Raw genomic sequence first — 12,595 nt, 5'->3', positions numbered from 1 at the left:
GTTAAATATAGATAAATATTTTTATGTTATAAATAAATTTTTTTTGTATTAGAAAAGATTCTATAAAAAGAAGGAATCTGATAAATTTTGTAGAATAAGTATTATGATAAATATAATTCACTATGAGACAGTTCTATATGATTAGAGAGGGTGGATGAAATGAAGCATATGAATGATGTTTTAGCTTCAACATTAATACAGATTTCTTTTGTTTTTATATTATCGTGGATTTATTATTTTTTGTTTTGCAGAGAAAAAAATGGTTTTTTCAATTGGATAGGGTTATATATACCTCGAACTAAAGATTGGATTAAAAGTAGTATTATGGTTTTCGTAATATCTCTACTAATAATGGTTGGACCACTTATTTTATTCCAGTACTTAGGATATATTACGCCAGAAATGACTTATGACAAGACAATAAGTGGACAAGGGTTTAGTATAAATATTTTAATCATAATATTTCTAAAAGCTATAATCCAAACGGCATTATCGGAAGAGATTTTTTTTAGAGGCCTTATTGGTAAAAGAGTTGCTAACAAGTTTGGATATCGAGCAGGAAATATTATTCAATCTTTAGTATTTGGTCTGCCACATGGGTTGCCATTTATGATTATTTATAAACAGTATATTGTTGGAATAGTTCTTATTATAACTGCTGGAATAGTAGGATATCTGCAGTTTTGGTTAAATGAAAAGAAAGCCGATGGAAGTCTAATACCTAGTATAACTATACACAGTATAATGAACATTATGTCCTTTGCATCCAAGGTACTGGGCTAGATATATCAATTTAAATTTATAAATCAAATAGATAGGACTGTATAGCTAATTATTTAAAGAAATATAAAAATATAGGGGTCACAAATTAATATTGATATGAAAAAATTCTATGGAGTAGTTGTTTATGAAGTGAATAGGGGTATCTTCAGAGTTAATATATAAAGCTTACTTTTAATAAGGAAGGGAAAAAGAAATGGATAAAAATGATATTGAAATAAGATTACTACAGATAACAGATTTATATTTAGATGCCTTGCAAGATTTTAATAGATATCAGATAACAAATCGCGTGATGTATAAGAAGAATGATGAATATATGTATAAAGATAATTATTTTATTGAATATTGGGATGAACTAAAAAAGGAACAAGTCATTCAATCATTGATTAAATGCATATGTACAGGAGGTATAGTTGTAGGGGCATTCAAAAATAATAAACTAATTGGATTTGCAAATGTAGAAAATAAATTCTTCGGGAAATATAGAGAGTATCTTGAGTTGCCGTATATTCATGTGTCTTATGAATTTCGAAATTATGGGATAGGTAGACAATTATTTCATCTATGCTGTGAAAAGGCAAGAGAAAAAGGGGCCAAGAAATTATATATTGGAGCTCACCCATCAGAGCAAACACAAATTTTTTATAAATCGATAGGATGTACATTGGCGGTGGAAGTAAATAAGGAAATATATGAAAGAGAACCCTTAGATATACAACTAGAATTTGTTTTATAATATAAATAAGTCTAGGAGGAATTCCTATGTTATTTCAAGAAGATAAACTCAACCGAATACTAGAAAATACTGTAGATAATAAAAGTATATTTGGAATATCGGTTAATATCGAATCAGGTGACAATGATCTTTCGTGGATTAATTCTGTTGGCAACTTAGGAAAAAATAGTCAGTATGCTATTGCAAGTATATCAAAGATGTATACTACAGCAACTATTTTAAGATTAGCATCAGAGGGGAAATTAGCGTTACAAGATAAAATTGCTAAATATCTGCCTATGGACATTATATCCAAATTACATGTTTATAAGGGAATTGAATATTCCAATGACATTACAATAGAACACCTTTTATCTCATACATCAGGTTTGCCAGATTACTATGAGGAGAAAGACGAAAATGGAGAGTCTGTAGTTGATAATATAATCATGGAAGATAAATTTTTTAGTATTGATGATATTATTAGCAATACTAAAAAATTGAAGCCGCATTTTAAACCAGGAGAGAAAGGAAAAGCATTTTATTCTGATGCTAATTTTGATATCCTCGGTATGATAATAGAAAAAACAACAAATAAGAAACTAAAAGATGTATTTTTAGAGTATATATTTGAACCTCTAGAATTGAATAATACTTATTTATATGAGCAAAATTGTAACAAAGAATTTGCACCTATTTATTATAAATCAAAGCCACTTCATGTACCACTTGCAATGGCTTCATTTTCTGCATCAGGAGGAATTATTTCAAATGTAGAAGAGAATATGAAGTTTATCAAAGCATTTTTTAAAGGGGGGTTATTTCCTGAGAAATATCTAGAAAATTTATATAGCTGGAATAGAATACAATGGTTTCCTTTAGAATATGGACTTGGATTGATGAGATGCAAGATGTCAAGAATCATGTCTCCAATAATTCCAGCTCCAGAAATAATAGGACATTCAGGTTCTACAGGCACTTTTTCTTTTTATTGTCGAGATAAGAATTTGTTTATAACAGGAGTATTTAATCAAATGATTAGGCAGCCTTTTCCACTGATTTATAGGCTAATTAATTGTTTTAAATAGTAGTGGCGTATATAAAAAACTGTAAATTTTAAATGGAGGGTAGATTGAGGATATGTCTTAGAAAATTGATATTAATAGCTTAAAGTAATAAAGAATAAAGTGTTAGAGGAGGATGGGGATGTCAAGTTTTGAAAAAGTAGAAACTAATAGATTGATATTAAGAGAATTTATAGAAACTGATATTCAAGGAGTTTACCAATATGCATCAGATCCAGATGTATCGAAATACGAGCCATGGGGTCCAAATTCATTAAAACAAACAGAAGAATTTGTGAGAATCTGTATAGAATATCAACATCAAAAAGATAGAGTAGATTTTGAATTAGCAGTAATAGAAAAAAGTAGTAATAAATTAATAGGGGCTTGTGGAATTCATATCTCAGACAAAGGAAATAGAGAAGGCTGGATTGGATATGTTATCAATAAGCTATATTGGCGAAAAGGATATGGAACAGAAATTGCAGAAAAATTATTAGATATTGGGTTTAATGAGTTTAAATTACATAGAATTTATGCCACTTGTCATCCTAATAATCTTGGCTCTGAAAAAGTATTACAAAAAATTGGGATGAAAAAAGAAGGATGCTTAAGAAATAATATGTGGTGTAAAGATAGCTGGAGAGATTCGCTACTCTATGCTATTTTGGAAGATGAATATAATCAAGAATAAGAAAATATCAATATACTGCTGATGATCATAGTTCCAATATATAAAAAGCTAGGGGTGAGGCTTTGAAGGTAGCATTTTTAGATAGAGATGGAACAATTATAGAAGATTATGAAGATAATTTATGGAGTAGTATAACTGAACCTGTTTTTATAAATGGATCAATAGATGCCCTTAAAGCTATAATGCAAAAGGGATATGAAATCATTATTATAACAAATCAATATTTAATAAATGAGAAAATCATTACCTTACAGCAATACAAAGAGATTACAGATAAGTTTATAAAAAGATTATTAGATAGTGGAATTGAAATACTGGACATATTCTACTGTCCACATTCTAAAGAAGAAAACTGTAACTGTATGAAACCCAAAGATGGAATGATAAAAATGGCATTAGAAAAATATCCAGAAATAGATCTAGAAAATTCTTTTATAGTTGGAGATTCCTTGTGTGATGTTCAATTAGGAGAAAGGTTAGGGATAAAGACATTTGGTATAAGATTAGACAAGTCTAAAGGAAAAACAATAAAAATAGATTCTATAAAAGATATAGTTAAATATTTATAAATATATTTCACAATAAAGTGGTTAGGAGAAATGATTAAAGGGGGATTATATGAAAGCTATAGACCATTTAAACAGATATGTTTCAAATGTAGATAAATTTATTGATTTTTATAGGGATGTTCTTGACTATGAATTAATCGATAAAGGTATAAAAGGAAATGGGAAGAACTATGCAATTCTTAAGGGTGATGGACATGAACTATTTATTTCTGAAAAAGATAATTTTATAGTAGAAACAGAGCAAAATTTCAGACATATTGGTTATTTTATTGAAAATGTAGATGAACTTTTGCAAAAGTTAAAATTAAAAGGATATGTAGATCAAGAGCAGGAAATTATAGTGAAACCATTTTCAAGGCAGTTTTATATAAAAGATCCAGATGGCTTTGAAATAGACTTAATTCAATGGACAGATAAGAATAAATTCTATCATTATTTAAAAGATAAAAATATAAAATAAGTATTGGCAGAAATTACATACATAATAAAAATAAGAAGATATCAAGAATCTTCTTAAGGTAAATGGAGTGTTAAGTTTATGAAATTATTAAGAAAAACAGTAATAGTAGTTTTAATGATATCTATACTAATCATATTACTTTTACCAAATAGGACACCGAAGATTGAGGGTGAAAATAGTGTAGCAATTATAGAAAAAATTAAATTAGGCGGATTAGAACAAGCTATCTTAGTAAGAGGAAAGGATATCTCTAATCCAGTTCTACTCTTTTTGCATGGAGGACCTGGTTATCCTCAGATATCATTTGCTCGTAAATATGAAAAAAAGCTAGAAAATAACTTCGTCGTTGTCAACTGGGACCAAAGAGGTTCTGGTATGTCTTACTCATCTAATATTCCAAAAGAGTCTATGAATAGAGATCAGTTTATAGAAGATACAAAAGAGCTTATTGACTATCTATGTGAAAAGTATGAAAAAGAAAAGATATATCTAGTAGGACATTCTTGGGGAACAGAACTTGGTTTGTATGTAGTAGATAAATATCCAGAAAAAGTAGCTGCCTTTATAAGTATTGGCCAAGTTGTTAATGGAATAGAAAGTGAAGTGATTTCATATGATTATGTTCTAGAAATGGCTAATAAGAATAAGGATCAAAAAGCCCTAGATGATTTAATGAGAATTGGAGAGCCGCCTTATAAGAATACTGTTAATGATACTGCAGCACAGAGAAAATGGCTATCTAAATATGGAGGAGTGGAAAGAAAAGTAGATACATTAAGAGATATTATTTTAGGCAGCATATTCTCATCTGAATATACTGGAATAGATGGAATAAAATTTACTTTAGGTAATAAATTTTCTGCGGATACAATGTGGGGTCATAATAAGGATTTAGATTTCATTAGAGATATCCCAGAAGTAAAAGTACCTATTTACTTTTGTGCAGGTAGATACGATTATAACACCCCCTCTGTGCTGATTGAAGAATACTATAATGAGATAATAGCACCTAAAAAAGAATTGATATGGTTTGAAGAGTCAGCACATTTTCCAAATTTTGAGGAATATGAAAAGTTTAATGAGCTAGTTATACGAATAAAAGATGAGACAGAAAAAGGAAGTTGATTATGGAAATGAAGATTATTTTTAGAGAATTAAAAGACAGTGATATGAATGAAGTATAATATAAAGGGGTGTTTATGAGTGAATAAAGAATTTACATTTGCACGTATCGGCTATGTTTATATACCAACTTCAAATATTGATGAATCTATAGAGTGGTATACTCGTAATTTAAGCTTTAAATTGATGGACAAGTTTATAGATCGTGGATCATTTTTAGCTGTGTTACATCATCCCTATAAGAATTCTATAGCATTATTATTAATAGAGACTGAAGATGATAAAAGAATGGAAATATTACGTAATGGGAAGCCGTTTCCTATTATGGCTATAAATTGTCCAGATATTGAATATACTTATAATTATTTGAAAGGTAATGGAGTTGTAGTTGAAGATATACAGATACTTGGGGATGGAGAGGCAAAATATTTTTATTTCAGAGATAACCAAAATAATTTCTTAGAAGCAGCATGGTCTATTTGGGATCCAAAAGATGAAATAAAAGAAGATTTGTCAAGTGAAGCAAATGAATACATATTTGAATCCCCTAGATTAGGATTTAGGATGTGGAATGAATCAGATAGAGCATTATTTGCGAAAATGAATGATAGTAAGGAAGTAATGAGATACTTTCCAAAGACTTTAGATTCTAAAGAAACAGATGACTTTCTTAATAGGGTACAAGAACATTTCAAGGAAAATGGATATGGATTATGGGCAGTAGAATTAAAAGATACTAAGGACTTTATAGGATTTATAGGATTATTAACTGCAACTTTTGAGGCAGATTTTACACCATGTGTTGAGATAGGTTGGAGACTAGATAATAAATACTGGAATAAGGGGTATGCAACAGAAGGAGCTAAGGCATGTTTAGAGTATGGATTTAATAAATTGAATTTAGATACCATATATTCTTTTACAGCACAAATAAACAAACCCTCTGAAAATGTTATGAAGAAAATAGGTCTAAAGAAAGTTGGAGAATTTAAGCATCCAAGGGTAGAAGACAGTAGCTTATTGAAACCTCATGTTCTATATAAAATAGACAAGGATGAATATGAAGGAATTTAAAGATAAAAACTTATAATAAAAGGGAGAGGTTTTATATGAATATTAAAAAGATACTATTGACAGGCATTATTAGTTTGACAAAACGATAAAATGAATGATGTTGTCATATTAAATGATATTCCTAATGCAACAGGGAGTTCACTATATAGATATAGGATTGGCAAATAAAGTGTATGACTGGAGGAGATACTAATAAATGGTTGATAAGGTATCTTTAAAAGATAGAGCTATTTATATTATATGTATAGTATTTTTAACTTTGGATTTAACCAGTTCTAATGTGATTTGGGCTAGCGAGATAGGCTATTACATACAAATAGTAGCTAGAATAATTGCATGTATTGGTTTTGCTATTATAGTTATATTGGATTTAGTAGATTCAAGTAGAAAATTAAAGAATAGGGAAAATTTATATAGTAAAAAACAAATTTTTAAAATAGTATCTTCGGTACTAATAGACTTTATAATACTTATTATTTTTGTCATGACCACTTATAAAAGAGCTGTCTCAAAATAAAATTTTGGACAGCTCTTTGTTAAAGATGACCATCCGTGTATATAAATAGTATTTACCCAAATAAAAAGAGTGAAACCTTGTAGAAAAGATATTAAATCTATGTGACTCTATATGGATATACTGACTTATTACAATATAATTATCAATAAGTTTTAATTATGGTTTTATATTTTAATAATGGGAAATGATATGTGTTTAATTAAATAGATATTATAATTTGGCTATCAAGAAGAAATTATAGAAGATATAATAAGATTATTAATGGTAAGCATTATACAAATAGGTATTATGTTACATTATTTATTTTACATACTGTTATAAAGGTGATAAGGTAAAAAAGATATATTTCTATATTATGACTACAAAATAAAATTAATAGGATACAGATAACATATTCTTGAGTTTTTAAAAAGGGAGAGAAATAGCAATGGAAAACATATTATTAGTTGAAGATGATTTGAATTTAATTGATGGTTTAGAGTATTCTTTTAGAAAAAATGGGTTTAATATTGATGTTGCAAGAACTGTAAAGGAAGCCCTTTTTCTATACGAAGATCAGAAATATGATCTTCTAGTTTTGGATTTAACTTTGCCAGATGGTACAGGATTCGAAATTTGTAAAAAAGTACGTCTTACCTCAACTGTTCCAATTATTTTTTTAACTGCTTCTGACGAAGAAGTGAATATTGTCATGGGATTAGATATAGGCGGAGACGATTATATCATAAAGCCGTTTAAATTAAACGAACTAATTTCTAGAATAAAAGCATTGTTACGTAGAGCGAACTCATTTCAAGGGGAGGCTAGTATAGTATCTTCTAATGATATTACTATTGAGTTTTTGAACAATCGTGCTTTGAAAAATGGGGAAGTATTGGATCTAACTGTAGCTGAATACAAACTACTTAGCTTACTTATGAAAAATTCAAATATAACTTTAACACGAGAGACCATACTTAATAAATTGTGGGATGGAGATGGTGATTTTATAGATGATAATACACTTTCTGTCTATATCCGTAGGCTACGCTGTAAAATTGAGAAGGATCCAAACTATCCTAAAATGATTCTCACTGTACGAGGTATTGGCTATAAATGGAATGTAGTCAGATAAGGAGGGTTTTGTATATGAAGTTACTCACGAATAAAGATATCCGCCAGCTCTTTCATCATATTATGGTTATTATAATATTAGCTTTATTTTTTTGTTTACTTCTTTCACAAATGGTTATTCATGATTTTAAAACAGAAGTGTTTACTTATAATTATAAGGTTGCAGGATATCTATTGAAACATGGAATAAATCCCTCCTATATTTCTTCTGCATTTGTAGGTTCAAAAACAGAAGAAGAAATTTTAGCAGGCAAAGATTTCTTGGACACATTAGGGTATGGAGTAGATATGAATAATAGGTTATTTTCAGATGGAAATATGCTTCTTCGGAAATATAAGATATATTTTATTTCATTTGTAGCAATGTTTGGAGCACTGATTATAAGTGTTTTTTTTCTATACTTTAAACGCCAGCATAATACTATTGAAAAAGCTAATACTGCAATGAATGCTTTTATGGCTGGTGATGCAACAATACGTATTGACAGCAATGAAGAGGGGAGTTTATATAAATTGTTTGCTTCTATCAATTCAATGACTACTTCTCTAAATGCACATTTTGAAAGGGAAAAAAATACTAAGAATTTTTTAAAAAATATGATTACAGATATATCTCATCAATTAAAAACACCTCTTGCTGCTTTGAAAATGTATAATGAAATTATTAAGGATGAAAGTGGAAATGAGGAAACCGTAAAAAAATTTATTACTAAAACAGAAAATGCTTTAGAACGGATGGAAATTTTAATTCAAAATCTTTTAAAAATTGCAAAACTGGATACAGGAGCTATTATACTTGATAAAAGGAAAGCAGATGTTTCCTTGCTTGTGCAAAAATTAGCTTATAGTTTTGAGACCAGAGGAAGTCAGGAACAAAAAAGTATTATATTGAATGGTCCTAATCATGTTGCTCTTTACTGCGATGTGAATTGGATAATGGAGGCAATAGGAAACATTGTCAAAAATGCACTGGATCATATGGAAGAAGGAGGAAAAGTTGAAATATCATGGGAGGAAACTCCTGTTCTTATAAAAATTACTATAAAAGATAATGGTAAGGGTATTCATCCTGAGGACATTCATCATATTTTTAAGCGTTTTTATCGAAGTCGTTTTTCACAGGATATTCAGGGTATTGGATTAGGATTATCTTTAGCAAAATCAATTGTAGAAGCTCACAATGGTACTATTACTGTAGATAGTACATTAGGGAAAGGTAGTCTTTTTACACTTGATTTTTTGAAACTTACAAATATGTAAGTTGGAATTCACCTTAAAGTAAGATATATATGATATTTTGGTGTTAGCAACTAGAAAGGTGGTATAAAGATGAATTTATTAGAGGTACAAAATTTATGTAAAACTTTCGGGAGTGGAGATACCAAAGTAGAAGCACTTAAAAATGTATCTTTTTCAGTATCAAAAGGTGAATTTGTTGCGGTAGTTGGAGAATCAGGCTCAGGTAAAAGTACACTTTTAAATGCAATTGGTGCACTAGATACACCAACTTCAGGAAAGGTGTTTATTGATGGAAAAGATATCTTCTCTATGAAAGAGGAAAAATTAACAATTTTTCGTCGTCGTAATATTGGCTTTATTTTTCAGGCTTATAATTTGATTCCAGAACTTAATGTGGAGCAGAATATTATTTTCCCTTTACTTTTGGACTATCAAAAACCAGATAATGCATATGTTGAAGAAATTTTAGATGTGCTGGGTTTACAGAGTAGAAGGAAACATTTACCTAGACAGCTTTCTGGTGGACAGCAGCAACGAGTTGCAATCGGAAGAGCATTGATTACTCATCCGATGTTGATTTTAGCAGATGAGCCTACTGGAAATCTAGATAGCAAAAACAGCAAAGATGTTATTTCACTGCTAAAAGCTGCTGCTTTACGATATCAGCAGACTATTTTGATGATTACTCATAATCAAAATATAGCTTCTGCTGCTGATCGAGTATTGAAGGTTTCAGACGGTGTGCTAACTGATCTGGGGGTGCAGAGAGAATGAAAAGCTATCTTAATTTAGTGGGAGAATACGCAAAGGTCCATAAGAAAAAGAATCGCATTACGATTACATGTATTGTAATTGCTGTATGTTTGGTTACAGCAATCTTTGGTATGGCTGATATGGAAGTTCGAACTAGAAAGATAAGTGCTATAAAAGAGTATGGTAATTTTCATATTAGTATTAAGAACATAGATGACGAAACTGCAAAATTGATTGATAATCGTGCAGATGTAGGGAATTCTGGATGGGTACAGAGAGTTCATGATGGTACGTTGAAAGGAAAGTCATTAGCGGTGATGGGGGGTGAAGAATCAATTTCCCGTGAGATGGGAATTGATATTGAGGAGGGGCGATTTCCCCAAAATATTAATGAAGCTTTATTTGATAGACAGGCTATGGAGCAGTTTGATTTCTCTTTAGGAGACACTGTTTCTGTAACTTTGTCAGATGAAAAAGTTAATAAATATATCATTGTTGGCGTTTATGGAGACTTTGCACAACTTAAGAGTCAAGATAGTCATGGGCTTTATTTATCAAATGAAGGAATACGAAAAATTGCGGATAATACAGACGGAAGTCGCTATTATGTTCAATTCAAAAAAGGTGTCAATATACGAAGAGCAATTGATGAAATTAAGGCAAACTTTCATTTAGTAGATGAACAGGTTTCTGAAAATACTGTTCTCCTTGCGTTAGTTGGGCAGAGTCATGATAGTTATATGATGAAACTTTATATGGTTGCAGCTGTGTTGTTTGTACTAGTGCTAACTGCAGGAGTTTTTATGATTGCAAGTAGTTTCAACATGAGCATTCTTGAACGTATTCAGTTCTTCGGAGTGTTACGATGTCTTGGAGCATCTAAAGCACAGATAAAAAGATTTGTATTGCTAGAGGGAATTAATTTTAGTCTCAAAGGGATTCCAATAGGATTGCTGTTAGGAATAGTCATTGTCTGGACGTCTTCAGGATTCTTAAAATATGTAAATCCTGTCTACTTTAAAGAGATGCCCTTATTTGCCATTAGTTGGCCTAGTTTGATTGCAGGCGTTATAGTGGGTTTTGTGACAGTGATACTCGCATCTCTTGCTCCATGTAAAAAGGCGGCTAAAGTTTCTCCGCTTAGTGCAGTAAGTGGAAACATTAATCAAAACAATGTATCACAGTCCAAAACAGCAGCCAAAACTAATCGTATATCTGTGGACATCGCTATGGGAATTCATCATGCTTTTGCTAGTAAAAAAAATATTTTATTAATGACGGGTTCTTTTGCTATAAGTATTATTTTATTTTTATCCTTTAGTGTAATGGTCAACTTTATGCATCAGGCTCTAAAATCTCTTAGACCTTATACTCCCGATATTTCTATTATTAGCATAGATAACACCCCATCATTGGATACAGGTTTGTTTGAACAGCTAAAGAAAGATTCTAATATAAAGCGCGTTTATGGTCGTATGTTTGCGTATGATATACCTACAGCAAGTAAGCATGGCAATGATAAAATTAATCTGATTTCCTATGAAGAAAATCAATTCAATTGGGCAAAAAAACAGCTAGTACAGGGAAGTATTGATGAGGTGGTAAAAGGAACAGATAGTGTGCTCATTGTTTATTCAGAAGATTTGACTTGGAAACTAGGAGATTCAATTACCTTAAAATTTTCTTCAGGAGAGAAAGAGATTAAGATTGGTGGGATATTATCTGATAGTCCATTTGATAGTAATCAGGGAACACAAAACATAATCTGCTCAGAAAAGCTATTTCAAGAGCTGACTGGGGAAGAAGGATATACAATTATTGATATGCAGCTTAAAAAGGGTGTAGATAATAATGCAGTCTCCCAGATACGTAGTCTAGCAACAGCGTCTCAAATGAAGTTCTCAGATATGAGACAAAGTAATGAAGAAACTAAGGCGATGTTTTATTCTTTTGCAATCTTTATTTATGGATTTTTACTCCTTATTGCCTCCATCACAATATTTAATATCATAAACAGTATAAATATGAGTGTTGCAGGAAGAATGAATCAGTATGGCGTAATGCGAGCAGTAGGAATGTCTGGAAAACAACTGAATCGTTTGGTACTTGCCGAAGCCAGCACTTATGCAGTTTGTGGAAGTATGACAGGATGTATTCTGGGGTTACCTTTACATCAACTTATTTTTCATTCTATGATTACATCACGTTGGGGTATTGAGTGGCAAATTCCTTTTGCTGTACTTGGTGTAATCATTATGATTACTGTTTTATCTACAATTTTGTCTGTTATTAAACCAGTAAAGAAAATTAGAAAAATGGATATTGTAAATGTTGTAAATGCACAATAAAATGATTTTTTCAAAAGAGTTTAATATTAATAGACAATTATAATTGTCTATTAATATTAAATCATTGAAAAAACCCCATGTTTTATATAAAATAAATAAGAAAGAATATCAAAGAATCTAGTGATAAAAATTTATAATAAAGGG

13 protein-coding genes are annotated in these 12,595 nt (G+C 30.3%); all 13 read left to right on the top strand.

Annotated elements, in window-relative coordinates:
• The first annotated feature begins 159 nt into the window (after positions 1-159).
• The 13 genes from RDK80_RS00260 (at position 160) to RDK80_RS00200 (ending at position 12,451) form a co-directional block, all read left to right on the top strand.
• Positions 160-783, top strand: a complete 624-nt coding sequence (locus RDK80_RS00260; RefSeq protein WP_308523098.1) for a CPBP family intramembrane glutamic endopeptidase — start codon at positions 160-162, stop codon at positions 781-783.
• A 193-nt stretch (positions 784-976) separates the two neighbouring features.
• Positions 977-1,519 (top strand): GNAT family N-acetyltransferase, encoded by a 543-nt coding sequence (locus tag RDK80_RS00255; RefSeq protein WP_308523097.1) that lies wholly within the window; start codon positions 977-979, stop codon positions 1,517-1,519.
• Positions 1,520-1,545: 26 nt separating this feature from the next.
• Positions 1,546-2,586, top strand: a complete 1,041-nt coding sequence (locus tag RDK80_RS00250) for a serine hydrolase domain-containing protein (RefSeq protein ID WP_308523096.1) — start codon at positions 1,546-1,548, stop codon at positions 2,584-2,586.
• A 118-nt stretch (positions 2,587-2,704) separates the two neighbouring features.
• Positions 2,705-3,256, top strand: coding sequence for a GNAT family protein (locus tag RDK80_RS00245; protein WP_308523095.1), 552 nt, complete (start codon positions 2,705-2,707; stop codon positions 3,254-3,256).
• A gap of 62 nt (positions 3,257-3,318) precedes the next feature.
• Entirely contained in the window at positions 3,319-3,825 is a 507-nt protein-coding gene (locus RDK80_RS00240; protein WP_094899796.1) for an HAD-IIIA family hydrolase, read from the top strand.
• Between the two features lie 49 nt (positions 3,826-3,874).
• On the top strand, positions 3,875-4,285 hold the full coding sequence (locus tag RDK80_RS00235) for a VOC family protein (protein WP_094899797.1): 411 nt from the start codon (positions 3,875-3,877) through the stop codon (positions 4,283-4,285).
• A gap of 78 nt (positions 4,286-4,363) precedes the next feature.
• Positions 4,364-5,410, top strand: coding sequence for an alpha/beta hydrolase (locus RDK80_RS00230; RefSeq protein WP_308523094.1), 1,047 nt, complete (start codon positions 4,364-4,366; stop codon positions 5,408-5,410).
• A 78-nt stretch (positions 5,411-5,488) separates the two neighbouring features.
• The gene (locus RDK80_RS00225; RefSeq protein ID WP_308523093.1) at positions 5,489-6,481 is read left to right on the top strand and encodes a GNAT family N-acetyltransferase; all 993 of its coding nucleotides are present in this window, start codon (positions 5,489-5,491) and stop codon (positions 6,479-6,481) included.
• Between the two features lie 196 nt (positions 6,482-6,677).
• Positions 6,678-6,998: a hypothetical protein gene (locus tag RDK80_RS00220; RefSeq protein WP_094899799.1), complete on the top strand. Its 321-nt coding sequence runs from the start codon at positions 6,678-6,680 to the stop codon at positions 6,996-6,998.
• A gap of 427 nt (positions 6,999-7,425) precedes the next feature.
• The gene (locus RDK80_RS00215; protein ID WP_308523092.1) at positions 7,426-8,112 is read left to right on the top strand and encodes a response regulator transcription factor; all 687 of its coding nucleotides are present in this window, start codon (positions 7,426-7,428) and stop codon (positions 8,110-8,112) included.
• A 14-nt stretch (positions 8,113-8,126) separates the two neighbouring features.
• Positions 8,127-9,371 (top strand): sensor histidine kinase KdpD, encoded by a 1,245-nt coding sequence (locus RDK80_RS00210; RefSeq protein WP_158220024.1) that lies wholly within the window; start codon positions 8,127-8,129, stop codon positions 9,369-9,371.
• Positions 9,372-9,440: 69 nt separating this feature from the next.
• The gene (locus RDK80_RS00205; RefSeq protein WP_256312696.1) at positions 9,441-10,124 is read left to right on the top strand and encodes an ABC transporter ATP-binding protein; all 684 of its coding nucleotides are present in this window, start codon (positions 9,441-9,443) and stop codon (positions 10,122-10,124) included.
• Positions 10,121-12,451, top strand: coding sequence for an FtsX-like permease family protein (locus RDK80_RS00200; protein ID WP_308523091.1), 2,331 nt, complete (start codon positions 10,121-10,123; stop codon positions 12,449-12,451). The genes RDK80_RS00205 and RDK80_RS00200 overlap by 4 nt, the downstream gene beginning before the upstream one ends.
• The last annotated feature ends 144 nt before the right edge of the window (positions 12,452-12,595 follow it).

The organism is uncultured Tissierella sp., from assembly GCF_902479755.1.
GTDB classification, from domain to species: domain Bacteria; phylum Bacillota; class Clostridia; order Tissierellales; family Tissierellaceae; genus Tissierella; species Tissierella carlieri.
This window is presented reverse-complemented; position numbering and strand designations above follow the sequence as displayed.